The sequence below is a fragment of the Streptomyces sp. Da 82-17 genome (genome assembly GCF_046098215.1).
Classification (GTDB): Bacteria; Actinomycetota; Actinomycetes; order Streptomycetales; family Streptomycetaceae; genus Streptomyces.
Map to the genome: position 1 here is coordinate 34,756 of NZ_JBJURH010000021.1, position 25,806 is coordinate 60,561.

Here is a 25,806-nt window from a genome sequence, read left to right on the forward strand (position 1 = left end):
CGGGGCGCCGATGCACGCTGCTCGTATGGCCACCCGACCGACCCGACCCGTCCGCCCCGCGCGCCGCGCACGCCACCGTGCACGCCTCGTACGCCGTGGACTCACCGCCTGCGTCGCCGCCCTGGCCGCGGCCCTCACCGCCGTACCGCACGCGGGAGCCTCCGTGCCGTACGGCGACGCCGCCGAGCCCGACCGTCCCCGCGCCTTCGCCCACCCCGGCGTGCTGCTCGACCGCGCCCAGCTCGACGCGCTGCGCAGCCACGTCCGCTCCGGCAAGGAACCGTGGGCCTCGGCCTACCGCGCGATGAACGCCAGCCGGTACGCGCAGCCCGACTACCGCCCGCGTCCCGTCGCCGTCGTCGCCTGCAAGCCGTACCAGAACCCGCCGGCCTGCACCGCCGAGCGGGAGGACGCCGTCGCCGCGTACACGCAGGCACTGCTCTGGTCGGCGACTGGGAAGCGGGCGCACGCCGAGAAGGCCGTGCAGATCATGGACGCCTGGTCGCGGGTGCTGCGCGACCACACCGAGGGCAACGCCGGACTGCAGGCCGCCTGGGCCGGGTCGACCTGGGCGCGGGCCGCCGAGATCGTGCGGCACACGTACGACGGGTGGCCGAAGGAGCGGGTGGCGCGCTTCTCCGGCATGCTGCGCCACGCCTACCTGGGCGAGTTCGACGCCAAGGTCGCCGACTACAACGGCAACTGGGACCTCACCATGACCGACGCGGCCCTCGCCGTCGGGGTGTTCCTCGACGACCGCGAGGTGTTCGACCGGGCCCTCGCGCGGTTCCGGGCCCGCGTCCCCGCGTACTTCTACCTCCGCTCCGACGGGCCGCTGCCGGTCGCGCCGCCCGGCGGCAGCGCGGACACACCGGAGAAGATCCGGGCGTACTGGTTCGGGCAGCGGCACTTCGTCGACGGGCTCGGGCAGGAGTCCTGCCGCAACTTCGAGCACGTCGGGTACGCGCTCGCCGCCACCGCCCACACCGCCGAGACCGCGCACCACCAAGGGGTGGACCTGTACGGGGAGGTGCGGGAACGGCTGCGGGCGGCGGTCGAGTTGCACGCGGAGTACCAGTTGGGTGGGGCGGTGCCGTCGTGGTTGTGCGGGGGCAAGCCGGAGCTGACGCTCGGGCCTGATCTCGAGGTGACCCTCAACCACCTCAAGAACCGGCTGGGGGTTCCCGTTCCGTACACGGAGCGTCTGGCGGAGCGGACTCGGCCGGCCGGCACGGACGATCTGTTCGTGGCCTGGGAGACCCTGACCCACGCGGACAGCCCGGGCTGAATTTCCCCGCCCCGCCCCTTCCCCCGAAAGCTGCTGCGCTGTCGTTCGTCTGCGGCTCTCGTCGTGGCTGGTCGCGCAGTTCCCCGCGCCCTTCCGGGGCGAGGCATAGGCTCGGAGTATGGCCCCCAACGACGCCGAACACCTCGGCAGCGCCCGCTACATCAGCCTCACCACCTACCGCCGCAACGGCGTCGGCGTCGCGACCCCCGTGTGGGTCGTGCGGGACGGGCGCGAGCTGTGGGTGTGGACGCGGAGCGACTCCTGGAAGGTGAAGCGGCTGCGCCGGGACAAGTCCGTGCGCGTCTCGGCCTGCGACGTGCGCGGCCGAATCCCCGAGGGCGCCCCCGCCGTCGACGGCACCGCACGCTTCCTCGACGCCGACGAGATGCCCCGGCTGCGCAAGCACCTCGCCCGCAAGTACGGCCTGCAGTACTGGATCGTGGACCTGCCCGCCACCCTCGTACGCCTCGGCAAGCGGCCGCACACCGGGATCGCCGTGACCCTGCACAGCGGCTGAATTCGATCACTTCACGCCACTTCACAGCGCTTCACCGCACTTCACCCGCACGAGTGCCGAAATCCGATCGACTCCGCCGGTTCACGACGATGGTCTTGCCCCGGGCTGTGACGCGGCTTACGTTCATCTCTCCACGGCCCGGATCTACGGGCGTAGAGGCTCGTTGAGTTGTCGGCGTCGCGTCGAAGGAGCAGCTCATGGTGAACGTCGTACGCGCGGCCCTGGTCCAGGCGACCTGGACAGGGGACACCGAATCCATGATCGCCAAACACGAGGAGCACGCCCGGGAGGCCGCCCGCCAGGGGGCGAAGGTCATCGGGTTCCAGGAGGTCTTCAACGCCCCCTACTTCTGCCAGGTCCAGGAGCCCGAGCACTACCGCTGGGCCGAACCCGTGCCGGACGGGCCGACCGTCCGCCGGATGCAGGAACTGGCCCGCGAGACCGGAATGGTGATCGTGGTCCCGGTCTTCGAGGTCGAGCAGTCCGGCTTCTACTTCAACACCGCGGCCGTGATCGACGCCGACGGCAGCTACCTCGGCAAGTACCGCAAGCACCACATCCCGCAGGTCAAGGGCTTCTGGGAGAAGTACTACTTCAAACCCGGCAACCTCGGCTGGCCGGTCTTCGACACCGCCGTCGGCAAGGTCGGCGTGTACATCTGCTACGACCGGCACTTCCCCGAGGGCTGGCGCCAACTCGGCCTGAACGGCGCCCAGTTGGTCTACAACCCGTCGGCCACCTCGCGCGGCCTCTCCGCGTACCTGTGGCAGCTGGAGCAGCCCGCGGCCGCCGTCGCCAACGAGTACTTCGTCGCCGCGATCAACCGCGTCGGCCAGGAGGAGTACGGCGACAACGACTTCTACGGCACCAGCTACTTCGTCGACCCGCGCGGCCAGTTCGTCGGCGAGACCGCGAGCGACAAGGGCGAGGAACTCGTCGTACGCGACCTGGACTTCGACCTCATCGACGAGGTCCGCACCCAGTGGGCGTTCTACCGCGACCGCAGGCCCGACGCGTACGAGGGGCTGGTGCAGCCGTGACCGACCTGCACCGGCGGCACCGGGCCGTCATGCCCGAGTGGCTCGCGCTCTACTACCGCGAGCCGCTCGAACTCACCCACGGCGAGGGCCGGTACGTGTGGGACGCCGAGGGCCGCAGGTACCTCGACTTCTTCGGCGGCATCCTCACCACGATGACCGCGCACGCCCTGCCCGAGGTCACCAAGGCCGTCAGCGACCAGGCCGCCCGGATCATCCACTCCTCGACGCTCTACCTCGACCGCCCGATGGTCGAACTCGCCGAGCGCATCGCCCACTTGTCCGGCATCCCCGACGCCCGCGTCTTCTTCACCACCTCCGGCACCGAGGCCAACGACGCGGCCCTGCTGCTCGCCACCACGTACAACCGCTCCAACCAGATCCTGGCGATGCGCAACAGCTACCACGGCCGCTCCTTCTCGGCCGTGTCCATCACCGGCAACCGCTCCTGGTCGCCCACCAGCCTCTCGCCGCTGCAGACCCTGTACGTGCACGGCGGCGTCCGCAGCCGCGGCTCGTACGCCCACCTGACCGACGCCGAGTTCACCGCCGCCTGCGTCGCCGACCTGGAGGACATGCTCGGGCAGAGCCGCGGCGCCGCCGCCCTGATCGCCGAACCCATCCAGGGCGTCGGCGGCTTCACCTCCCCGCCCGACGGGCTGTACGCCGCGTTCCGCGAAGTCCTGCGACGCCACGGCATCCTGTGGATCTCCGACGAGGTGCAGACCGGCTGGGGCCGCACCGGCGAGCACTTCTGGGGCTGGCAGGCGCACGGCCAGAACGGGCCGCCCGACCTGCTCACCTTCGCCAAGGGCATCGGCAACGGCATGTCCATCGGCGGCGTCGTCGCCCGCGCCGAGGTCATGAACTGCCTCGACGCCAACTCCATCTCCACCTTCGGCGGCTCCCCGGTCACCATGGCCGCGGGCCTCGCCAACCTCTCGTACCTGTTGGAGCACGACCTGCAGGGCAACGCGCGCCGCGTCGGCGGCATGCTCCTGGAGCGGCTGCGGGCCATCGGCGCGGGCGTCGAGGCCGTACGCGAAGTGCGCGGGCGCGGCCTGATGATCGGCGTCGAACTGGCCAGGCCCGGCACCGACGAGGCCGACCCGGACGCCGCGACCGCCGTCCTGGAGGCCGCCCGCGAAGGCGGACTCCTCATCGGCAAGGGCGGCGGCCACGACACCAGCGTGCTGCGGATCGCCCCGCCGCTGTCGCTCACCGTCGCCGAGGCCGAGGAAGGCGCAGCCGTACTCGAACACGCCCTGCGCGCCCTGTGGTCGAGCGCCACCACCTCCCGTCCGTGACCCGTGAGGGGAAGCCATGAGCACCCGCACCCTGATCCGCGGCGGACTCGTCGTCACCGCCGCGGACGAGACCCACGCCGACGTCCTGATCGAGGACGGCCGGATCGCCGCCCTCGCCGCCCACGGCAGCGACCAGGCGAACTCCTGGACCGCCGACCGCGTCATCGACGCCACCGACAAGTACGTCATCCCGGGCGGCGTCGACGCCCACACGCACATGGAGCTGCCGTTCGGCGGCACCTTCGCCTCCGACACCTTCGAGACCGGCACCCGCGCCGCCGCCTGGGGCGGCACCACCACCATCGTCGACTTCGCCGTGCAGAGCCGCGGCCGCTCCCTGCGCGAGGGCCTGGACGCCTGGTACGCGAAGGCCGACGGCAAGTGCGCGATCGACTACGCGTTCCACATGATCCTCTCCGACGTCAACGACGGAACGCTCAAGGAGATGGACCGGCTCGTCGAGGAGGGCATCACCAGCTTCAAGCTGTTCATGGCCTACCCCGGCGTCTTCTACAGCGACGACGGCCAGATCCTGCGCGCCATGCAGCGCTCCGCCGGCAACGGCGGGCTGATCATGATGCACGCGGAGAACGGCATCGCCATCGACGTCCTCGTCGAACAGGCCCTGCAGCGCGGCGAGACCGACCCCCGCTTCCACGGCGAGGTCCGCAAGGTCCTCCTCGAAGCCGAGGCCACCCACCGCGCCATCCAGCTCGCCCGCGTCGCCGGCGCCCCGCTGTACGTCGTGCACGTCTCCGCCGAAGAGGCCGTCGCCGAACTGGCCGCCGCCCGCGACAAGGGCCTCCCGGTCTTCGGCGAGACCTGCCCGCAGTACCTGTTCCTGTCCACCGACAACCTCGCCGAGCCGGACTTCGAGGGCGCCAAGTACGTCTGCTCCACCCCGCTGCGCCCGCGCGAGCACCAGGCGGCCCTGTGGCGCGGGCTGCGCACCGACGACCTGCAGGTGGTGTCCACGGACCACTGCCCGTTCTGCTTCGCCGGGCAGAAGGAGCTGGGCCGCGGCGACTTCTCCAAGATCCCCAACGGCCTGCCCGGCGTGGAGAACCGCATGGACCTCCTCCACCAGGCCGTCGTCGACGGGCACATCTCCCGCCGCCGCTGGATCGACATCGCCTGCGCGGCCCCGGCCCGGATGTTCGGCCTGTACGGCAAGAAGGGCACCCTCGCGCCCGGCGCCGACGCGGACGTCGTCGTCTACGACCCGCACGCCGAACAGATCCTGTCCGCCGAGACGCACCACATGAACGTCGACTACTCCGCGTACGAGGGCAAGCGGATCCGCGGCCGGGTCGAGACGGTGCTCTCGCGCGGCGAAGTGGTCGTCGACGACCGCGAGTTCACCGGCCGCGCGGGCCACGGCACGTACACGCCGCGCGGCACCTGCCAGTATCTGAACGACTAGGAGGCCCAGCGCATGGACTTCGGACTCGTCCTGCAGACCGATCCGCCCGCGGCGCAGGTCATCAGCCTGATGAAGCGCGCCGAGCGCAACGGTTTCCGCTACGGCTGGACGTTCGACTCCGCCGTCCTCTGGCAGGAGCCCTTCGTCATCCACAGCCAGATCCTCGCCAACACCCGGCGCCTGACCGTCGGCACGATGGTCACCAACCCCGGCACCCGGACCTGGGAGGTGACCGCGTCCACCTTCGCCACGCTCAACGACATGTTCGGCAACCGCACGGTGTGCGGCATCGGGCGCGGCGACAGCGCCATGCGGGTCGCCGGCCGGCCGCCCAACACCCTGGCCCGGCTCAGCGCCGCGATGAAGGTGATCCGCGCGCTCGCCTCGGGACAGGAGGCGGACCTCGGCGGCACCACGGTCCGCTTCCCCTGGGTCGGGCAGGACGCGCGGCTCCCCGTCTGGATGGCCGCGTACGGGCCGAAGGCGCTGAAGATGGCAGGCGAGGAGGCCGACGGGTTCATCCTGCAGCTGGCCGACCCGTATCTGACCCGCACGATGGTGCAGGCCGTGCGGGACGCGGCCGCCGCGGCCGGGCGGGACCCGGACGAGCTGAGCATCTGCGTCGCGGCGCCGGCCTACCTCACCGAGGACGACTCGGCGGACGCCCTCGCGCACGCCCGCGAGCAGTGCCGCTGGTTCGGCGGCATGGTCGGCAACCACGTGGCGGACCTGGTCGCCAAGTACGGGGCGCACTCCGACCTCGTCCCGGAGGCCCTCACCGACTACATCAAGGCCCGCGAGGGGTACGACTACTCGCACCACGGCCGGGCCGACAACCCCGACACCGCGTTCGTGCCCGACGACATCGTGGACCGCTTCTGCGTCATCGGGACGGCCGAGCAACACATCGCCAGAATGCGGGAGTTGCAGGACATCGGCGTCGACCAGTTCGCCCTCTACGCCATGCACGACGCGCGCGAACGGGTCGTCGACGGGTACGGCACCTCGGTCATTCCGGCGCTGCGCGGCTGATGCGCGACTGATGCACGACTGATGCGCGGCTGACGGGCTGCTCGCGCGCGGCCGGTACGTGCCCAATACACCCTTGATTTGTCGAGCGGCGTCGGCCTAGCCTCCGGCAGGCCAGACTCCCCTGGAAACGAGTGTGTAATGGTGCGTGCCCGCACGCGCGCGAGATCAGTGAGGTTCGTCCATGCACGACAGCAGTGACCCCGGTTCGACCGCCACGGCGGTGACCGGGGGCGGTGGTTCCGGCACGTCGAACGGCCGCACGTCGAACGGCCCGGCCGCGACCGGCGAAGGGCCGCAGCTCTCCCGCCAGTTGTCCAACCGGCACATCCAGCTCATCGCGATCGGCGGTGCGATCGGAACCGGCCTGTTCATGGGCTCCGGCAAGACGATCTCCCTCGCCGGCCCCTCGGTGATCTTCGTCTACATGATCATCGGCGCGATGCTGTTCTTCGTCATGCGCGCCATGGGCGAACTCCTCCTGTCCGACCTGCGCTACAAGTCCTTCGCCGACTTCGCGTCCGATCTGCTGGGCCCGTGCGCGGGCTTCTTCACCGGCTGGACGTACTGGTTCTGCTGGATCGTCACCGGCATCGCCGACGTCGTGGCCATCTCCGGGTACGTCGCGTACTGGTGGGACGGGGCGCCGCTGTGGATTCCCGCGCTCGCCGCGGTCGTGGTGCTCATCGGGCTCAACCTGCCGACGGTGAAGGCCTTCGGTGAGACCGAGTTCTGGTTCGCGCTCATCAAGATCGTCGCGATCGTCGCGCTGATCGTCGTCGGCCTCGTCATGGTCCTCAAGGGCTTCGAGTCGACCAGCGGCGCCACCGCGAGCTTCGCCAACCTGTGGAACGACGGCGGCTTCTTCCCGACCGGCCCGATGGGCTTCGTGGCCGGCTTCCAGATCGCCACGTTCGCGTTCGTCGGCATCGAGCTCGTCGGCACCACCGCCGCCGAGACCAAGGACCCGGAGAAGAACCTCCCCAAGGCCATCAACTCGATCCCCGTGCGCGTGATGCTGTTCTACGTCGTCGCGCTCGTCGTGATCATCTCGGTCACGCCCTGGCGGCAGATCAGCGCCGAGAAGAGCCCGTTCGTCGTGATGTTCACGCTCGCCGGGCTCGCCGTCGCCGCCTCGGTGATCAACTTCGTGGTGCTCACCTCGGCCACCTCGTCCGCCAACTCCGGCATCTACTCCACCTCCCGGATGGTGTACGGCCTGGCCCACGAGGGCGACGCCCCGGCCTCCTTCGGCAGGCTCAGCTCCCGCCGGGTGCCGGTCAACGCACTGCTGCTCTCCGGGGTGTTCCTGCTCGGGGGCGTCGTCATGGTGGCCATCGGCGGCTCGATCATCGAGGCGTTCACGCTGGTCACGACGATCTCGTCGGTGTGCTTCATGTTCATCTGGACGATGATCCTGATCAGCTACATCGTCTACCGCAAGCGCCGCCCGCAGCTGCACGAGGCGTCGACGTTCAAGATGCCCGGCGGCGTCTTCATGTGCTACGTCGTGTTCGCCTTCTTCGCCTTCCTGATCTGGGCGTTCACCCAGAAGTCGGACACCCTGCAGGCGCTTCTCGTCACCCCGGTCTGGTTCCTGGTCCTCGCTGTCGCGTGGCTGGCGATGGGCCGCAGCCGGGCCCGCCGCGCCGAGGCGGAGGGCACGGCGGACGCCGAGGTCACCTCGTAGCGGACGGCCTGCGGCTGGTGGCGGCGTACAGCACGAGCGCCGTCACCAGCCCCACCGCCCAGCCGTAGTCGGCGAGCGGGCGCAGCGCCGGGATCAGCCCGTCCGCGGGGAAGGGGCCCTTGCCGGGCGCCGAGTGCGAGCCGCCCACGGCGAGCAGCCCGCCGACGCCGAAGGCGAGCAGTGCCCGCCAGTTCCAGCCGCCGGTGTACCAGTACGGGCCGTTCCGGTCGTAGAGCCCGGCCAGGTCGAGGGCGGTGCGGCGGACGATCCAGTAGTCGGCGATCATCACCCCGGCCACGGTGCCGAGCAGACCGCCGACCACGCCGAGCCAGGTGAAGATGTACAGCTCGGGCGTCTCGGTCAGCTTCCACGGCATCACCAGGACCCCGACGACGCCCGTGATCACCGCCCCCGTACGGAAGTTGATCACCTTCGGCAGCAGATTCGCCAGGTCGTACGCGGGCGACACCACGTTGGCCGCGATGTTCACCGAGACCGTCGCGATCAGGACCGTCACCAGGGCGAAGAGCAGCCCGAAGATGTTGTCGGTCTTCGCCGCGAGCTGGACGGGATCCCAGAGCGGCACCCCGTACACCGCCTGCGAGCCGGACGTGACGAGGACGGAGAGCAGGGCGAAGGCCGTCATCGTCGTGGGCAGGCCGAGCGACTGGCCCCACACCTGCGCCCGCTGGCCCTTGCCGAAGCGGGTGAAGTCCGGGATGTTCAGGGACAGCGTCGACCAGAAGCCGATCATCCCCATCAGGGCCGGGAAGAACACCGCCCAGAAGTCCGCGCCCCAGCCCAGCTTCGACGGCTGGTCGAGGAGCGGTCCGAAGCCGCCGGCCTTCGACGTGATCCACACGAGCAGCACCACGGCACCGACGAGGACGAACGGCGCCGCCCAGTTCTCGAACCGGCGCAGGGTCTCCATCCCCCGGTAGATGATGGCCAGTTCGAGCGCCCAGAAGATCACGAAGCAGAGCCACAGGGTCCACGGGTGGCCGCCGATCTCCGCGGCCGTCGTCCAGCCGCCGAACACCTTGCCCAGGAGCAGGAAGATGCCCTGCCCGCCGATCCACGTCTGGATGCCGAACCAGCAGCAGGCCACGGCGGCGCGGAGCAGCGCGGGCAGATTGGCGCCGCGCAGCCCGAACGAGGCGCGTACGACGACGGGGAACGGGATCCCGTACTTGGGCCCGGCGTGCCCGGTGAGCAGCATCGGGAGCAGCACGATCACATTGGCGAGGGCGATGACGAGGACCGCCTGCTTCCAGTCCATGCCGAGCGCGACGAGGCCGGAGGCGAGGGTCCACGACGGGATGTTGTGGGCCATGCCGATCCACAGCGCCGTGTAGTTGTAGACACCCCAGGTGCGGCGCCGCATCGGCACCGGCAGCAGGTCGCCGTTGGCGAACCGCGGGTCGTCCGGGACCACCCCGTCGGCGAGCGCCACCCGCCCGTCGGGGTACGTGAGTTGGGTGCCCGGCGCCGCGTCCGCCGGGGGAGGAACCGTCGAAGCCATCGTGCCCTCGCTCTGCAGAGTCCGTCGGGGGATGAGCGGGCGAAGCGGGTGCCGTCGGTGCGGGTGCCGTCCGTGCGGGTGCCTTCGGTGCGGGATGGGGGAGGACTCTACCGATGCCGGGCGGTTTGCGGGAGTGGTGCGGCGCGATGCGGGGCGTCGGCCGGCGTCGGCTGGCGTCGGCGTGCGGGGCGTCTGCGTGCGGTGTCGTCAGCGGAGCGCTTCGAGCGCCGCCTTGCCGGCCCGTACGGCGCCGTCCTTCATGGTCGCCGGGCCGGGCGCGGACTGGGACTCGAAGTCGCTGCCGTTGTACGTCACGGTCACGAGCATGTTCCGGGAGCGGACGTACAGTTTCGCGCTGCGGGTCTTCTGGCCGTCCTTCTCGGTCAACTCGACGACCACGGCGGCCTGTTCGCCCAGACCGTCGACGGTCCTGGCCGCGTCCCCGGCGCGGGACGCGAACGCCTGGCGGGCCGTGGCCGCCGAGTCCCGCAGGTCGTAGCCGACGTCCAGCCAGCGGTAGTCGTACCCGTCGAGCGCGCTCCACGAGCAGGTGCGGCGGCGCTCCGGGTCGGTCAGGCGCAGCTCCTTGCCGCCCCGGTCGGCCTCGGGCACGAGGTCCTCGACCGTGCCGGACGGCACGGCGTCACAGGGCGCGGGCGGCTTCTCGTACGTCTCCTCCGCCGCCGCGCTCTCCGCGGCCTTCGGCTCGGCGGCCGCGGGCGCGGCCCGGTCCTCACCCGGCGCGTACGGCCCCGAGGTCCAGGCCCACCCGGTCACGGCCAGGGCGGCGACGGGCAGCACCCGCACGGCGAGCAGCAGCGACAGGGAACGCACGGTCGGTCCTCCTCGGCCGGAGCCGTAATCGCGGGACATGGGAGGTGGAGGCACGAGAGTGTCACACGCGACGCGGTACGGCATAGGGGAGCCGGGAGGGAACCTTCGGGGCGGAGACGGTCGGGCGAGGCACGCGTGCCTACCTGTCCGAGCGCTCACGGCGGCCTGGGGCTTGCGGAGCCGGAGGCGCGAGGCTTGCCCGCACGGCCCGGCTTGTGGAGTTCCCAGGGCCCCCGGAAGCTTCGGTCCGGTGCCCGGTGCCCGGTGCCCGGGCTGTGGGTTGCGGGCCCGGCGCTGAGTTCGGTCCGCTCGAACCGGGGTCTGTGCTGCCCGGCCGGCCCCACGGTCGGGCCGTGGGCCACGTCCGCGAGTCCGGCGCCCGCGGCAGCCGCCGCGGAACCGGTGTCCGCGGAACCCGCCCCACGGAACCCGCCTACGGTCCGGTGCCTGCGGTCTCCGTACGCCCGGCCCCGGGACCACGACTCCCGGACCTGCGGCCCCCGTTGCCCTCCGGTTCCCGCACCCTCCCCGCCCCAACGAACCCGGCCCCGCCCTAAGGAACCCGGCCCGTCCACTCCGGGGTGGAGAACTTTGTGCGGGCCAGGTGGTGGGCCGTGGACAGTTCGTCTTCCGTCACCTGGCCCGCAGTGAGGCCGTGGCGGACGCGGAACGAGTCGATCATCCGCTCGATGACGGTCTCGCGCGGCAGGCCGGTCTGCCGGCGCAGCGGGTCGACCCGCTTCTTCGCGCTCGTCGTGCCCTTGTCGGACAGCTTCTCGCGGCCGATCCGCAGCACGTCGACCATCTTCTCGGCGTCGATGTCGTACGCCATCGTCACGTGGTGCAGGACCGCGCCGTCCCCGCCGGTCATCCGCTTCTGGGCGGCGCCCGCGATCTTCCCGGCGTCCGTGGCGATGTCGTTCAGCGGCTGGTACCAGGCCTTGATGCCCATGTCGCCGAGCGCGCCGAGCACCCAGTCGTCGAGGTACGCGTAGCTGTCCGCGAAGGACAGGCCCTGCACGAGCGCGGCCGGCACGGACAGCGAGTACGTGATGGTGTTGCCCGGCTCGCAGAACATCGCGCCGCCGCCGCTGATCCGCCGCACGACCTCGATGCCGTGCTCGCGGGCGGCGTCCGCGTCGACCTCGTTGCGCAGCGACTGGAAGCTGCCGATCACCACCGCGGGCGCGGCCCACTCCCAGACCCGCAGCGTCGGCGGCCGCAGCCCGGCGGCGACCTCGGCGGTGATCACCTCGTCGAGCGCCATGTGCAGGGCGGGCGACTGCGGGCCCTCGTGGATCAACTGCCAGTCGTAGTCCGTCCAGTCGGTGGCGTGCGCGAGGGCCCGGCGCACCGCGACGCCGACGCCCTCCGCCGTCAGCCCGTACATCACCGTGCCCTCCGGCAGGGCGGCCTCGATACGGGCGGCGAGGCCCGCCGCGTCCGTGTCCGACGGGGCGCCCTCCAGAGAGGTGCCGAGCGCCAGGAAGGCGTCGTCGGGTTCCAGGAAGAAGTCACCGGCGACCCGCACGTGCCGCAGCACGCCGTCCTCCACTTCGAGGTCCACGACGACCAGCTTGCCGCCCGGGATCTTGTACTCACCGTGCACTGCGCCATCCTCCAGCCGCCTTGGCGTACGCCGCACCTATGTCACACCTGGGGTGAACGGGTGCAAATCGTACTCCTCGTGGGCGGTGGCGGGCCGGGCCCGGGGTGGGCCCGGGCCGTTCAGGACGGGGAGGAGTCGGTCGAGGCGTCCGTCGGCGCGCCCGGCGAGGCGTCCGTCGACGGGTCGGCCTCGGGCCGGGGCTCGGGGAGTTGCTCGGGGAGCGGGTCGGTCACGTCGAGCATCTCCTGCTGCGGCGCACTGCGCGTGGGCGTCGGCGGGGGAGCGGGCGCGGGCGTCGGCTCCGGTGCGCGGACGGCGCGGAGCGTCGGCGAAGGCTCCGCTCGGCGCTCCGCGGTCTGCTCCGTCCAGCGGCCGTCGAGGACGAGGTCGACCACCGGGCGGTACGCCGACTCGAGGTCGCGGTCCAGGCGCTCGTGCGTGGCGATGCGGAACAGCAGGGCGCGGACGAGGAGTTGGCGCCAGTGCGGCACGTGCTCCCAGCGGTCGAGCACGCCCGGCTCGGCGTCGTGGTGGCAGAGCGCGTCGACGACGGCCACGGCCGAGGCCCAGCCCGGCGGGCGCCAGTACGCGGGCCAGTCGATGATCGCGGGCGGCAGCCCCTCCGCGTCGGCGAACAGGACGTTGCCGAGCAGGTCGCCGTGGACCACCTGCGAGGCGTCCTCCGGCAGCGGCGTACGGGCGGCGAGCAGCGGGGCCACCAGGTCGAACTCCCGGGCCGGAACGCCCTCTTCGGCCGCCACCGCTTCGGCGGAGCCGGCCGCGTACCCCCAGGAGAAGCGGTCGGCGCGCGACCACGGGTCGTCCCGCTCGTCGAGGAAGGCGGGGCGGGGCAGTTCGGCGAGCGCCGCGTGGAAGGCGCGGCCCGCGCGTACGACGTCGTCCACGCGCCGCTCGTCGGGGGTGCCGGGGACCAGGCGCCAGGCCTCCCAGCCGCCCGCCGTCCAGGTGCCGTCCATCGAGCGCACCGGCGGCGCCACCCGGAACTCGTCCGACGGGGCAAGGGCGTTGAGGGTGTTGGCCCGCCATGCCGTCTCGGTGCGCAGGCCGGTCCGCTTCAGGACGATGCCGTCCGCGCACCAGGTTCCGCCCTGACCGCCCGGCAGCGGGCGGGCCGGGCCCTCGGCGCCGAACGCGGCGAGCACGGGCAGACCGGGCGGCTCCTGCCGGGGCAGGGTCGAGACCGGACTGACGTTATCGGCGGAATTGGGGTTGTTTGGTCGGATCGCGAACATGGCGCGGAGCGTAGCCGCGATCATGGCCCCTCGCTCCTCGTTTCGCCTCGGCGTGGCGTCGAGGCGAAACGAGGCCGGGGGCGGGTGCGGTCAGAAGAGCGAGTGGAGAAGTTTGTTCGGGGAGCCCGTGCCCGCCCGTTGGACGACACCGCTGGTCGCGTTGGCGGTCACCGCGCTGCTCACCTGCGCCGGGCTCGCGGCCGGGTGCGCGGCGAGGTAGAGGGCCGCGACGCCCGCCGTGTGCGGGCTGGCCATGGACGTGCCGCTGATGGTGTCGGTCGCCGAGTCGCCGCTGCTCCAGGCCGACGTGACGTCCACGCCGGGCGCGAACAGGTCCACGCAGGAGCCGTAGTTGGACCAGGACGCCTTGGTGTCGGTCCGGTCGGTGGCGCCCACCGTGAGCGCCGCGGGCACCCGCGCGGGCGAGGAGCCGCAGGCGTTCTCGGGCAGCCCGATGATGTTGCCGTTGCCCGCGGCGACCGCGTACGAGACACCCGAGTCGATCGAGCGCTGCACGGCAGCGTCGAGGCTGGTGCTCGCGCCGCCGCCGAGGCTCATGTTGGCCACCGCCGGCTTGACCGCGTTGGCCGTCACCCAGTCCACGCCCGCGATGACGCCCGAAGTGGTCCCCGAGCCCAGGCAGTTGAGCACCCGCACGCCGACGACGGAGGCGGACTTGGCCACGCCGTACGTCGAGCCCGCGGCCGTGCCGGCGACATGGGTGCCGTGGCCGTGGCAGTCGTTGCCGTTCTGCCCGTCGCCCACGGTGTCGGTGCCGACCTTCGCCCGCCCGCCGAACTCGCTGTGGCTGACGCGGACTCCGGTGTCGATGACGTACACGTGCACGTTCGAGGCCGTCGTGGTGTACGTGTACGTGCCGTTCAGCGGCAGGTTCCGCTGGTCGATCCGGTCCAGGCCCCAGGTGGCGCCGTTCTGGGTGGCGTTCTTCCGCTTGGCGCCCCGCGGTTCGGGGGCGAGGCGCACCTCGGCGTCCTGCTCGACGTACGCGACCCGCGGATCGGCGGCGAGCCGCAGCGCCTCGGCCTTGCCCATCTTCACGGAGAAGCCGCGCACCGCGTTCCGGTACACCTGGCCGAGGGCGCCGTCGTAGCGCTCGGCGAGGTCCTGCGCGGCGGCGCCGACCGCGGACTTCGGGGTGTCGTCGAGTACGACGATCCAGCTGCCGGAGACGGCCGTCGCGGCCGGGGCGAGCCGCAGGTCGGGGGCGGCGCCCGAGCGGTCCGCGCTCTGCGCGGGGGCGGCCGCGAGCAGTCCGGCGGCGAGGGCGGTGACGGGTATGAGCGCGCGAAGTCTTCGCGTGGGGGATCTCATGACGGTGAACCAGACCCTTTCGTTGGCAGGCCGTCCACGGAGAGCGCGGGGGCGCCACCGATGCTGCGGCGCCGCCAACTCCCCGACCGGGCCCTGACGTTGACGAAAGCGCGGGAAGCGGAATCCCTCCCACCGGCGCACTGTCCCACCGGTGATCAGGGGCGACAAGAGTCTTGACCGGACACCGTCAAATCTGTGCGAGTGCTGCACAACTCGGCGGAACGGCAAGCAGGACGGCAAGCAGGACGGCAAGCGGTACGGCAAGCAGGACGGCAAGCAGGACGGCAAGGGGCTGCGGGCCGGCGCCGTCACGGTGATCGATAACCTGCCCGGATCGCCCGGACCGTGAGGAGAGGCCGCATGTTCACCACCCGCCCCACCCTGCAGGGCACCTTCGGCATGGTGTCGTCCACGCACTGGCTCGCCTCGCAGAGCGCCATGGCCGTACTGGAGGACGGCGGCAACGCCTACGACGCGGCGGTGGCCGCCGGGTTCGTGCTGCACATAGTTGAGCCGCACCTCAACGGGCCCGCCGGAGAAGTGCCGATCATCCTCGCCCCGGCGGGCGGCGAGGTGCGCGTGCTCTGCGGCCAGGGCCCCGCCCCGGCCGGGGCGAGCGTGGACCACTACCGCTCGCTCGGCCTCGAACTCGTCCCCGGCACCGGCCCGTTGGCCGCCGCCGTGCCCGGCGCGTTCGACGCCTGGATGCTGCTCCTGCGCGACCACGGCACCAAGACGCTGCCCGAGGTCCTGCGGTACGCGATCGGGTACGCCGAGGACGGACACGCGCCCGTCGAACGGGTCGGCGCCACCGTGGAGACCGTGCGCGCCCTCTTCCAGAGCGAACCCGAGTGGGCCTCGTCGGCCGAGGTGTACCTGCCCGACGGCCGCTCCCCGCGCCCCGGCGAGCTCTTCCGCAACCCCGCGCTCGCCGCGACCTGGCGCCGCCTCCTCGCCGAGTCCGCGCACGCCGACCGCGAGACCGAGATCGAGAACGCCCGCGAGATCTGGCGCGGCGGCTTCATCGCCGAGGCCCTCCTGCGCCAGTCCGCCCGCCCCACCCTCGACACCAGCGGCCACCGCCACACCGGCACCCTCACCGCCGCCGACCTCGCCGCGTACCGCGCGACGTACGAGACCCCGGCCACGTACGACTGGAACGGCTGGACCCTGTGCAAGGCGGGCGGCTGGAGCCAGGGGCCCGCCTTCCTGCAGCAGCTCGCCCTGCTCCCCGCCGACCCGGACGAGCTGCCCGAACCCGGCACCGCCGCGTACGTCCACCGGCTCGTCGAGGGCTGCAAGCTGGCGATGGCGGACCGTGAGGCCTGGTACGGGGACGCCGACGAGGTGCCGCTCGACACGCTGCTGTCCGCCGCGTACAACGCCGAGCGGCGCGCGCTCATCGGCGACCGGGCCTCCCTCGAACTGCGGCCCGGCAGCCCCGACGGCCGCCCGCCGCGCCTCGCCGCCGCCGCGAAGACCGTGCTCGACGGGGAGTACGCGATGGGCACCCCCGTCGCGGGCGCGGGCGAGCCGACCGTCGCCCGGGACGGCGGCACCCGCGGGGACACCTGCCACCTCGACGTCGTGGACCGCTGGGGCAACATGGTCGCGGCGACGCCCAGCGGCGGCTGGCTGCAGTCCAACCCGGTCGTGCCCGAACTCGGCTTCCCGCTCGGCACCCGGCTGCAGATGGCCTGGCTGGAGCCCGGCCTCCCCAACTCCCTGACGCCCGGCCGCCGTCCGCGCACCACCCTCACCCCGTCCCTCGCCCTGCGCGACGGCGAACCCGTCCTCGCCTTCGGCACGCCCGGCGGCGACCAGCAGGACCAGTGGCAGCTGCACTTCTTCCTCGCGGTCGCGCTGCGCGAGAGGGTGCGCGGCGGGCTCGACCTGCAGGGCGCGATCGACGCCCCGAACTGGCACACCGAGGCCTTCCCCGGCTCGTTCTTCCCGCGCGGCATGCGGCCCGGCAGCCTGACCGTCGAGTCCCGGCTCGGGCCCGACGTCATCGCCGGGCTGCGGGAGCGCGGCCACGACGTCACCGTGGGCGAGCCCTGGTCGGAGGGCCGCCTCTGCGCGGTCGCCCGCGACCCCCGCACGGGCGTCCTCTCGGCGGCCGCCAACCCGCGCGGAATGCAGGGGTACGCGGTCGGGCGGTGACCGCGCGTGACATCGGGCCGCCGCGGCAACGGCGAGTTCACCTCAGGTCCAGGTGCGGGCCACTGCTCGGGTAGGGGTTGTCAGTGTCGCGTGGTCTGATGGGACACATGACCGAAGACCTCGAAGGCTTTCTCGACTCCTCCCTCACCGACGTCGAGGAGGCCGTCCGCAAGGCCGCCGCAGCAGAGGTGATGCCCCGCTTCCGCCAGCTCGCCGACCACGAGATCGTCGAGAAGAACGGCCCGCACGACCTGGTGACCGTCGCCGACCGCCGAGCCGAGGAGCACCTCACGGCGTCCCTGACGGCCCTGCTGCCCGGCTCCGTGGTCGTCGGCGAGGAGGGCGTGCACGCCGACCCGGCGAAGCTGGACGCGCTGCACGGCGACGCCCCGGTGTGGATCGTCGACCCGGTCGACGGCACCCGCCAGTTCGTCCACGGCGACCCCGGGTTCTGCACGCTCGTCGCGCTCGCCCGGCGCGGCCGCGTCCTCGCCTCGTGGACGTACGCGCCCGCGCTCGACGAGCTGGCCGTCGCCGTCCGCGGCCGCGGCGCACGCGTCGGCGACCGGGAGCTGCGGCCGGGCGCCCCCGCCGCGGACCGCGTCCTGGAAATAGCCACGTCCCACCCGGACTTCACGACGGACGAGCAGAAGCGCGCCCTCCTCGGCCTCGCCGTGGACGGCGTGCACCCGAGGCCCTGCGGCTCGGCGGGCCTCGAATACCTGGCGATAGCCAAGGGCGAGGTGGACGCGGTCGCCTTCTCCTGGGAGAACGCCTGGGACCACGCGGCCGGACTGCTCCTCGTGGAGGAGGCGGGCGGCGCGCACCGCACGATCGCCGGCGAGCCCTTCCGTATCGAGGGCGGCAACGCCCTGCCGTTCACGGCGGCGCGGGACACGGCCACGGTCGAGCGGGTGCTCGGGCTGCTGCGGGCGGGGGCCGAGGGCTGAGCAGGCATTGGGCCGGGGGCTCACGTCTGCCCGTGGTCGGCGTCGGCCGGTCGGCTGCCCCTCGGTCGGCGTCGGCCGGTCGGTGGCTCGCGGTGCAGACGGTCCGCGTCCGTCTGCGTCTGCGTCTGCGCCCGCGTCCGCGGCGGCTCAGCTCACCGGCTTCAGCCTGACCTGCGGCCGACTCCGGCTCTCCGCCTCGCAGTTGAGCCGGACCTGCAGCACTTCGTACGTGCCCGCCGTGCCCACGGCCGGCCACGGCTCCGGCTCACGAGGCAGATGCACCATGTCGACGAACCCGGGCACGGGCAGGCCGAGGTCGACGAACAGCCCGGTGAGGTACGCGCCCCACGGGATCACGCTCACCGTGCCGGGCAGCCGCAGGCCGACCGGCAGCGGGCCGGTGGTGACCTGCGTGAAGTGCCGGTCCCTGCGGGCCAGTTGCCAGGCCCGCTCGAAGTCGGCGGCGGTGACGGGGGCGCCGGCGGGCGCGACGGGCTCCTCCGGCAGGCCGTACGTCGCCTCGTACAACTCGACGCAGTAAGCGCCGAACTCGGCGCGCAGCCAGGCGAGTTCGGAGCGGTCGGCGGCGCGGACGGCCTCCGGCGCCGGGCCGTCGTGCCCGAACGACGCGTGCCGCAGGAGCGTTCCCGAGGCGTCGTACTCGTACCAGTGGCGGACGCCCGTGGCCGGGTCCAGGTGGTGGGTGTGATGCGGCATCCGGCGAAGGCTACCCGCGGGGGCGTCGTCGGCGCCCCGGCATATCCTGGGCAGCACCGGCCACACTGGTTCCCGGAGTCGACCAGCCGGGGGACCAGCCGTCCGGCCACCGGCTGACAAAGGAGTCCGAAGGTGCCGTCGATGCTCGATGCCGTCGTCGTGGGAGCGGGGCCCAACGGCCTGACCGCCGCCGTCGAGCTGGCCCGGCGCGGCTTCTCGGTGGCCGTGTTCGAGGCCGAGTCGGCGATCGGCGGCGGCGCCCGCACCGAAGAACTCACCCTGCCCGGCTTCCGGCACGACCCGTGCTCCGCCGTGCACCCCCTCGGCATCGGCTCACCCGCCTTCTCCCGCCTGCCCCTCGCGCAGTTCGGCCTGGAGTGGCTGCAGCCGCCGCTGCCGATGGCCCACCCGTTCCCCGACGGCACGGCCGCCGTCCTGTCCCGCTCCGTCGCCGAGACGGCCCTGTCGTTCGGCCCGCGCGACGCGGGGGCGTACCGCCGGCTCATCGCCCCCTTCATCGGCAAATGGGACACGCTCGTACGGGACTTCATGTCGCTGCCGTCCACCGCGCTGCCCCGCGACCCCGTCACCCTCGCCCGCTTCGGCCTCGCCGGACTCCAGCCGTCGACCTGGCTGATGGCGCAGCGGTTCCGGGACGAGCGGGCCAAGGCCCTGTTCGCCGGGCTCGTCGCGCACGTCATCGCCCCGCTCGGCGGGCCCGCCACGTCCGCCGTCGGCCTGGTCTTCGCGCTCGCCGCCCACGAACGCGGCTGGCCCGTGGCGAAGGGCGGCTCGCAGGCCGTCTCCGACGCGCTCGCCGGGTACCTCCGCCACCTGGGCGGCGCGGTGCACACGGACTTCGAGGTCAAACGCCTCGACGACCTGCCGCCCGCCCGTGCGTACGTCTTCGACACCGCGCCCACCGCCCTCGCCCGCATCGCGGGCCTGGGCCGCGCGTACGACGGGTATCGGTACGGGGCGAGCGCGTTCAAGATCGACTACGCCCTGGACGGGCCGGTGCCCTGGACCGCCGAGGAGGCGCGGCGCGCGGGCACCGTGCAGGTCGGAGCCAGCAAGGACGAGATCGGCACGGCGCTCGACGAAGCGTCCCGGCAACGCCGCGCCCCAAAACGGCCGTTCCTCATCACCGCGCAGCCCAGCCTCGTCGACCCGAGCCGCGCACCCGAGGGCAAACACGCGTTCTGGGCGTACGGGCACGTGCCGAACGGCTGGGAGGGGGACCTCACGGACGCGGTCGAGCGGCAGTTGGAACGGTTCGCGCCCGGGTTCCGCGACCGGGTCCTCGCGCGGGCCACGGCAGGGCCGCCGCAGCTTGCGGCGCGCAACGCGAACTATGTCGGCGGGGACATCGCCTGCGGCGCGGCTTCCGGGCTTCAGCTGCTGCTGCGGCCGAAGCTGTCGCTCTTTCCGTACGCCACGCCGCATCCGGCGGTCTTCCTGTGCTCGTCCGCTACGCCGCCGGGGCCGGGGGTGCATGGGATGTCGGGGCACAATGCGGCTCGGGCGGTCTGGCGGCACCTGCGGTCCAAGTAAGAGGGCCGGCCCCCTTCCCTCCCCCGGTTACTTGTCTCGCCCTTCGGGCTCGATCTTTTCCCCTCCCCGCCCCTTCCCGAAAGCCTCCGGCGGTGATCTTTCGGCTGCCCCGCCGTCGTGGCCGCTCGCGCAGTTCCCCGCGCCCCTGAAGGGGCGCACCAGCACCCGACAGCCCACAGCGCGGCGGGGGAGCCGTGCCCCGACAGGGGCGCGGGGAACTGCGCGAGGTACCAGGATGGCGCGGCAGCCGGGTGGCGGCCGGAGGGGGCAGGGCGTGCCCCGTGAGGGGCGCGGGGAACTGCGCGAGCGGCCATCGCGGCGCCGCGGACGAACGACGGCCGGGATGGAGCCCGTCCGGCGATTGAGGACGAGTGCGGAGCGCGAGGGAGCCCTCCGGCGATTGAGGAGCGGGGGACCGGGGGCGGAGCCCCCTGGGGGTGCGGAGAATGGGGGGATGGAGACTCTGCTCACGCTCGTCCGAGGCGACATCACCCAGCAGACCGTCGACGCCGTCGTCAACGCCGCCAACTCCTCCCTGCTCGGCGGCGGAGGCGTGGACGGGGCGATTCATCGGCGCGGCGGGCCGGAGATCCTCGACGCGTGCCGGGCGCTGCGGGCCTCGCACTACGGCAAGGGCCTGCCGACCGGGCAGGCCGTGGCCACCACCGCCGGACGGCTCGACGCGCGCTGGGTGATCCACACCGTCGGCCCCCGCTGGTCCGCCGAGACCGACCGTTCCGACCTGCTCGCCTCCTGCTACCGCGAGTCGTTGCGCGTCGCCGACGAGTTGGGGGCCCGTACCGTCGCGTTCCCCGCCGTGTCCGCCGGCATCTACGGCTGGCCGATCGACGACGCGGCCCGGATCGCGGTCGGAACCGTACGGGAGACCGAGACCGCCGTCGAGGAGGTCCGGTTCGTGCTGTTCGACGACACCGCGTACGAGGCGTTCGCCGCGCAGCTCCGCTGAGTAGGGCCAGGGAGCGGATCACGGAGGGCCGTCCTCAGGCGCCCAGCCGCTCCCAGAAATGGTCGACGATGTTCTCGACGTAGCTCTGGCCCGCCTCGCCCGCCGCCGTGTTCGCGCTCGCGCGCATCAGCGTCGCGGCCATCAGGGTCTGGTACTCGTCGTGCATGGCGCGCAGCGGTTCCTTCAAGTCCCGCTTGTCCATGGAGAGCAGCTTCGCGATCTCCTTGAAGTGCGCCTGCCAGCGCGTCGACACCGCCTCCGTGAGCAGCCGCGCCAGCTCGCCCTCCCGGCCCGTGACGGCGACCAGGTCGCGCGGCTCCAGGCCGAGGATGTCGCCGAGGCGCGCGGACTGCCCGGTGTCGCCGCGCCAGACGCCGCTCGCCTCCATCTGCTGGTAGGCCTCGCGGGACATCCCGGTGGCGTCGGCGACGTCGTCTGCGGCGATCCCGCGGGCCAGCCGGTGCTCGTGCAGGGTCCGCGGGCGGTCCATCAGCTCGCTCGGCGCGCACCACAACGCACCGGCGAGCGCGTTGAGTTCATGCGCCGTCGGAGCGGCGACGCCCCGTTCCCACGCGGTGATGTGGTCAGGGGTGATGTGGGTCATGCCGTACGAAGCGCTCATGCCGTACGCGACGTGTCCGGGGGCCATCCCGAGTTTCTCGCGCAGGGTCCGGGCGGCACGCGCGTTGAAGGGGATCGGTGGATGCACGGACAGAGAGTAGGCACTCACGGACGGCGACCGCAGATGAGGTGTCACGTGCGTCCGGATTTGGTGGAGTAGATCCACAGGGATTTTGTAGGAAAGAACATAGTGATCACGAGTTGGGCGGTCTCCGCAATCCCTCCTTAACTCCGGGGATTTCCCCGCGCAATTGAGAACTGCGTCACCCCGCGTATGATCCAGGGCCGAGGTGCCGCATGTGCGTTCGTACTACGGCCGGACATGCGCCGGTCGTGGCACCCCACAAGCACCGAATTCCCCCCGAATCCCCTCACATGTGCAGGGCCAGGAGACAGCAGTCATGCAGACCAGTACGGGGCCGGCAGCGCCGCCCGCCAGATCCGGTGGTCCTCTCGACCGGTTCTTCCAGATAAGCGAGCGCGGCTCGACGTACGCCCGGGAGATACGCGGCGGTGTCGCCACGTTCTTCACGATGGCCTACATCCTGGTCCTCAACCCGATCATCCTCGGCAGCGCCAAGGACAAGTTCGGCGACCAGCTCGACCCGGCCCAACTCGCCACCGCCACCACGCTGGTGGCCGCGATGATGACGATCATCATGGGCGTCGGCGGCAACCTGCCGCTCGCCCTCGCCGCCGGTCTCGGCCTCAACGCGGTCGTCGCCTTCCAGATCGCCCCGCTGATGAGCTGGGACGACGCGATGGGCCTCGTGGTCCTCGAAGGTGTGCTGATCTGCGTCCTGGTGATGACCGGTCTGCGGCAGGCCGTCATGCACGCCATCCCGCAGGCCCTCAAGCAGGCCATCAGCGTCGGCATCGGCCTGTTCATCGCGTTCATCGGCTTCGTCGACGCCGGTTTCGTCACCCGCGTCCCGGACGCCGCCAACAGCACCGTCCCCGTCCAGCTCGGCTCCGGCACCCTCGTCGGCTGGCCGATGCTGGTGTTCTGCCTCGGCGTGCTCCTGACCGTCGTGCTGCTCGCCCGCAAGGTCACCGGCGCGATCCTCATCAGCATCGCCGTGATGACGGTCCTCTCGGTCGTCATCAACGCCGTCGCGGACGTGAAGAGCTGGGGCCTCATCTCCCCGTCGCTGCCCGGCAACCCGGTCGCCGCACCGGACTTCGGGCTGCTCGGCGAGTTCGACGTCATCGGCGCCTTCGGCCAGGTCAGCGTCCTCACCGTGATCCTGCTGATCTTCACGCTGATCCTGTCCGACTTCTTCGACACGATGGGCACGATCGTCGGCGTCACCGCCGAGGCCGGTCTCCTCGACGAGCGCGGCCAGGTGCCCGAGCTCGGCCGTGTCCTGCTGATCGACGGCGCCGCCGCCGTCGCCGGTGGCGCCGCCTCCGCCTCGTCCGCGACGACGTACGTCGAGTCCGCCGCGGGCGTCGGCGAAGGCGCCCGCACCGGCTTCGCCAGCGTCGTCACCGGCGGCCTGTTCGCCGCCGCGCTGTTCCTCACCCCGGTCCTGACGATCGTGCCGCTGCAGGCCGCGTCCCCGGCCCTGGTCGCCGTCGGCTTCCTGATGATGACCCAGGTCAAGCACATCGACTGGGAGAAGTACGAGCTCGCCATCCCGGCGTTCCTCACCATCGCCGTGATGCCGATGACGTACTCCATCACCAACGGCATCGGCGCCGGCTTCGTCGCCTACGTCGTCATCAAGGCCTGCCTCGGCAAGGCCCGCGAGGTGCACTGGCTGCTGTGGGGCACCGCCGCCCTGTTCACCGTCTACTTCGCGATCGACCCGCTGGAGCAGCTGCTCGGCCTGAAGTAACCGCACAGTCGTCATGGAGGCCGTCGGGGCCCTGGCAGTCCGAGGTTGATGTCGGATTCTCGCCAGCCCCGGCGGCCTCGCTCGGTGAAGCTGTACGCATGCACACCGACACCGAGAGCTGTGTACGGGCGGTCCGGGCGAAGGACGCCCGCTTCGACGGAGTGTTCTTCACGGCCGTCCTGACGACCGGGATCTACTGCCGCCCGAGCTGCCCCGTCGTACCCCCCAAGCCGCGGAACATGCGGTTCTACCCGAGCGCGGCCGCCTGCCAGCAGGCCGGGTTCCGGGCCTGCAAGCGATGCCGGCCCGACACCACGCCCGGCTCCCCGCAGTGGAACCACCGCGCCGACCTGGTCGCCCGCGCGATGCGGCTCGTCGCCGACGGCGTCGTCGACCGCGAGGGCGTCACCGGCCTCGCCGCCCGCCTCGGCTACAGCACCCGGCAGGTCGAACGGCAACTGCAGGCCGAGCTCGGCGCGGGCCCGCTCGCCCTGGCCCGCGCGCAGCGCGCCCAGACCGCCCGCATCCTGATCGAGACCACCGAACTCCCCATGGCGGACATCGCGTTCGCCGCCGGTTTCGCCTCGATCCGCACCTTCAACGACACGGTCCGCGAGGTGTACGCCCTCGCCCCCGGCGAACTCCGCACCCGCGCCGCACGCGCCGCCGGCCGTACGGAACCCGGCACCCCCGGAGTCCTCTCGCTGCGCCTGCCGTTCCGCGCCCCGCTCAACCCCGACAACCTCTTCGGCCACCTCGCCGCGACCGCCGTACCCGGCGTGGAGGAGTGGCGGGACGGCGCGTACCGCCGCACGCTGCGCCTGCCGCACGGCCCCGGCGTCGTCGCCCTCACTCCCGGGCCCGAGCACATCGGCTGCCGGCTGAGCCTCAGCGACCAGCGCGACCTCACCGTGGCCATCAGCCGCTGCCGCCGCCTGCTCGACCTGGACGCCGACCCGGTCGCCGTCGACGAGCAGCTGCGCACCGACGAACTCCTCGCCCCGCTGGTCGACAAGGCCCCCGGCCGCCGCGTCCCGCGCACCGTCGACGAGCCGGAGTTCGCGGTACGCGCGGTGCTCGGCCAGCAGGTGTCCACGGCCGCCGCCCGCACCCACGCGGCCCGCCTCGTCCTGGCCCACGGCGAGCCGGTCGACGACCCCGAGGGCGGCCTCACCCACCTCTTCCCGTCGCCCGAGGCGCTCGCCGCCCTCGACCCCGAGACCCTCGCCCTGCCCCGCAGCCGCCGCACCACCCTCACCCGTCTGGTACGCGAACTCGCCGACGGAACCCTCAAGTTGGGCGTCGACAGCGACTGGGACGCGGCCCGCGCCCGGCTCGCCGAACTGCCGGGCTTCGGCCCGTGGACGGTCGAGGTCATCGCGATGCGCGCGCTCGGCGACCCGGACGCGTTCCTCCCCACCGACCTCGGCATCCGCCGCGCCGCACAGGGCCTGGGCCTCCCGCACACCCCCGCAGCGTTCACGGCCCGCGCCGCCGCCTGGCGCCCGTGGCGGGCCTACGCGGTCCAGTACCTGTGGGCGACGGACGACCACCCGATCAACTCCCTTCCCGCATAAGGAGGTTGCCGCGATGACGGCCACAACTACCGTACGTACGCACACGGTTGTCGACAGCCCGTACGGCCCGCTCACCCTCGTCGCCACCGACGGCGCGCTGTCCGGGCTCTACATGACGGACCAGCGCCACCGCCCGCCCGAGGAGAACTTCGGCGCCCGCGTCGCACCCGACGAGGACCCCTTCGCCGAAGCGGCCCGCCAGCTCGGGGAGTACTTCGCGGGCGAGCGTCACACCTTCGACCTGCCGCTCAGCCTCCAGGGCACGCCCTTCCAACGCGAGGTCTGGGCGGGCCTGTTGGCCATCCCGTACGGCGAGACCCGCACGTACGGCGAGCTGGCCGCCGAGCTCGGCCGCCCGCAGGCCTCCCGCGCGGTGGGCCTCGCCAACGGCAAGAACCCCGTCGGCATCGTCGTCCCCTGCCACCGCGTGGTCGGAGCGAACGGCAGCCTCACGGGGTACGGCGGCGGCCTCGACCGCAAGCGGAGGCTGCTCGATCTGGAGCGGGGCGGGGTGGCGGGGGCGCTGTTCTGAGCGCGGGGTAGGGTCCGGCCCGAGAGTCCCAACTGAGCGTGGA

Annotated in this window: 22 protein-coding genes; 15 read left to right on the top strand and 7 right to left on the bottom strand. The window is 72.4% G+C overall.

From position 1 onward, the window contains the following. The first annotated feature begins 25 nt into the window (after nt 1–25). The 7 genes from ACIDOF_RS29185 (at nt 26) to cycA (ending at nt 8,291) form a co-directional block, all read left to right on the top strand. A complete protein-coding gene (locus tag ACIDOF_RS29185) occupies nt 26–1,288 on the top strand; it encodes an alginate lyase family protein (protein ID WP_409009132.1) in 1,263 nt (420 codons plus the stop codon). Nucleotides 1,289–1,406: 118 nt separating this feature from the next. Further along, nucleotides 1,407–1,805, top strand: a complete 399-nt coding sequence (locus ACIDOF_RS29190) for a PPOX class F420-dependent oxidoreductase (protein ID WP_409009133.1) — start codon at nt 1,407–1,409, stop codon at nt 1,803–1,805. A gap of 197 nt (nt 1,806–2,002) precedes the next feature. Further along, nucleotides 2,003–2,845 carry a nitrilase-related carbon-nitrogen hydrolase gene (locus ACIDOF_RS29195; RefSeq protein WP_409009134.1) on the top strand — a complete coding sequence of 281 codons (843 nt, stop codon included), beginning with the start codon at nt 2,003–2,005 and terminating at the stop codon, nt 2,843–2,845. Continuing rightward, nucleotides 2,842–4,149: an aspartate aminotransferase family protein gene (locus ACIDOF_RS29200; protein ID WP_409009135.1), complete on the top strand. Its 1,308-nt coding sequence runs from the start codon at nt 2,842–2,844 to the stop codon at nt 4,147–4,149. Before ACIDOF_RS29195 ends, ACIDOF_RS29200 begins: the two co-directional genes overlap by 4 nt. A gap of 16 nt (nt 4,150–4,165) precedes the next feature. After that, on the top strand, nt 4,166–5,572 hold the full coding sequence (gene hydA, locus ACIDOF_RS29205; RefSeq protein WP_409009136.1) for a dihydropyrimidinase: 1,407 nt from the start codon (nt 4,166–4,168) through the stop codon (nt 5,570–5,572). Nucleotides 5,573–5,584: 12 nt separating this feature from the next. Beyond that, on the top strand, nt 5,585–6,604 hold the full coding sequence (locus ACIDOF_RS29210) for a TIGR03842 family LLM class F420-dependent oxidoreductase (protein ID WP_409009137.1): 1,020 nt from the start codon (nt 5,585–5,587) through the stop codon (nt 6,602–6,604). 181 nt (nt 6,605–6,785) lie between these two features. Further along, on the top strand, nt 6,786–8,291 hold the full coding sequence (cycA, locus tag ACIDOF_RS29215; RefSeq protein WP_409009138.1) for a D-serine/D-alanine/glycine transporter: 1,506 nt from the start codon (nt 6,786–6,788) through the stop codon (nt 8,289–8,291). On the opposite strand, the gene ACIDOF_RS29220 is transcribed toward cycA, so the two are convergent. The 5 genes from ACIDOF_RS29220 to ACIDOF_RS29240 form a co-directional block, all read right to left on the bottom strand. Further along, nucleotides 8,281–9,813 (bottom strand): NCS1 family nucleobase:cation symporter-1, encoded by a 1,533-nt coding sequence (locus tag ACIDOF_RS29220; protein WP_409009139.1) that lies wholly within the window; start codon nt 9,811–9,813, stop codon nt 8,281–8,283. The genes cycA and ACIDOF_RS29220 overlap by 11 nt on opposite strands. 207 nt (nt 9,814–10,020) lie before the next feature. After that, entirely contained in the window at nt 10,021–10,647 is a 627-nt protein-coding gene (locus ACIDOF_RS29225; RefSeq protein ID WP_409009140.1) for a hypothetical protein, read from the bottom strand. Nucleotides 10,648–11,200: 553 nt separating this feature from the next. Beyond that, nucleotides 11,201–12,256, bottom strand: a complete 1,056-nt coding sequence (locus tag ACIDOF_RS29230; RefSeq protein ID WP_409009141.1) for a biotin/lipoate A/B protein ligase family protein — start codon at nt 12,254–12,256, stop codon at nt 11,201–11,203. 119 nt (nt 12,257–12,375) lie between these two features. Further along, entirely contained in the window at nt 12,376–13,533 is a 1,158-nt protein-coding gene (locus ACIDOF_RS29235; RefSeq protein ID WP_409009142.1) for a TIGR02569 family protein, read from the bottom strand. Between the two features lie 66 nt (nt 13,534–13,599). Next, a complete protein-coding gene (locus ACIDOF_RS29240) occupies nt 13,600–14,841 on the bottom strand; it encodes a S8 family peptidase (RefSeq protein ID WP_409009143.1) in 1,242 nt (413 codons plus the stop codon). Between the two features lie 151 nt (nt 14,842–14,992). On the opposite strand from ACIDOF_RS29240, the gene ACIDOF_RS29245 reads away from it, so the two are divergent. From ACIDOF_RS29245 to ACIDOF_RS29255, 3 genes are all read left to right on the top strand, one after another. Then, complete coding sequence (locus ACIDOF_RS29245; protein ID WP_409009144.1) at nt 14,993–15,190, top strand: hypothetical protein; 198 nt, start codon at nt 14,993–14,995, stop codon at nt 15,188–15,190. Between the two features lie 11 nt (nt 15,191–15,201). Continuing rightward, nucleotides 15,202–17,004 carry a gamma-glutamyltransferase family protein gene (locus tag ACIDOF_RS29250; RefSeq protein ID WP_409009145.1) on the top strand — a complete coding sequence of 601 codons (1,803 nt, stop codon included), beginning with the start codon at nt 15,202–15,204 and terminating at the stop codon, nt 17,002–17,004. A gap of 107 nt (nt 17,005–17,111) precedes the next feature. Beyond that, on the top strand, nt 17,112–17,954 hold the full coding sequence (locus tag ACIDOF_RS29255) for an inositol monophosphatase family protein (RefSeq protein WP_409009146.1): 843 nt from the start codon (nt 17,112–17,114) through the stop codon (nt 17,952–17,954). Between the two features lie 147 nt (nt 17,955–18,101). On the opposite strand, the gene ACIDOF_RS29260 is transcribed toward ACIDOF_RS29255, so the two are convergent. After that, complete coding sequence (locus ACIDOF_RS29260; protein ID WP_409009147.1) at nt 18,102–18,671, bottom strand: hypothetical protein; 570 nt, start codon at nt 18,669–18,671, stop codon at nt 18,102–18,104. A 132-nt stretch (nt 18,672–18,803) separates the two neighbouring features. Between ACIDOF_RS29260 and ACIDOF_RS29265 the strand changes: the two genes are divergently transcribed. Continuing rightward, on the top strand, nt 18,804–20,225 hold the full coding sequence (locus ACIDOF_RS29265) for a phytoene desaturase family protein (protein ID WP_409009148.1): 1,422 nt from the start codon (nt 18,804–18,806) through the stop codon (nt 20,223–20,225). 454 nt (nt 20,226–20,679) lie between these two features. Then, the gene (locus tag ACIDOF_RS29270) at nt 20,680–21,192 is read left to right on the top strand and encodes an O-acetyl-ADP-ribose deacetylase (protein WP_409009149.1); all 513 of its coding nucleotides are present in this window, start codon (nt 20,680–20,682) and stop codon (nt 21,190–21,192) included. Between the two features lie 34 nt (nt 21,193–21,226). On the opposite strand, the gene ACIDOF_RS29275 is transcribed toward ACIDOF_RS29270, so the two are convergent. After that, a complete protein-coding gene (locus tag ACIDOF_RS29275) occupies nt 21,227–21,901 on the bottom strand; it encodes a helix-turn-helix domain-containing protein (RefSeq protein ID WP_409009150.1) in 675 nt (224 codons plus the stop codon). A gap of 313 nt (nt 21,902–22,214) precedes the next feature. On the opposite strand from ACIDOF_RS29275, the gene ACIDOF_RS29280 reads away from it, so the two are divergent. The 3 genes from ACIDOF_RS29280 to ACIDOF_RS29290 all read left to right on the top strand — a co-directional run bounded on the left by ACIDOF_RS29280 (nt 22,215) and on the right by ACIDOF_RS29290 (nt 25,763). Continuing rightward, nucleotides 22,215–23,654, top strand: a complete 1,440-nt coding sequence (locus ACIDOF_RS29280) for an NCS2 family permease (RefSeq protein WP_409009151.1) — start codon at nt 22,215–22,217, stop codon at nt 23,652–23,654. Between the two features lie 98 nt (nt 23,655–23,752). Continuing rightward, a complete protein-coding gene (locus ACIDOF_RS29285) occupies nt 23,753–25,231 on the top strand; it encodes an AlkA N-terminal domain-containing protein (RefSeq protein WP_409009152.1) in 1,479 nt (492 codons plus the stop codon). A gap of 13 nt (nt 25,232–25,244) precedes the next feature. Further along, the gene (locus ACIDOF_RS29290) at nt 25,245–25,763 is read left to right on the top strand and encodes a methylated-DNA--[protein]-cysteine S-methyltransferase (RefSeq protein WP_409009153.1); all 519 of its coding nucleotides are present in this window, start codon (nt 25,245–25,247) and stop codon (nt 25,761–25,763) included. The last annotated feature ends 43 nt before the right edge of the window (nt 25,764–25,806 follow it).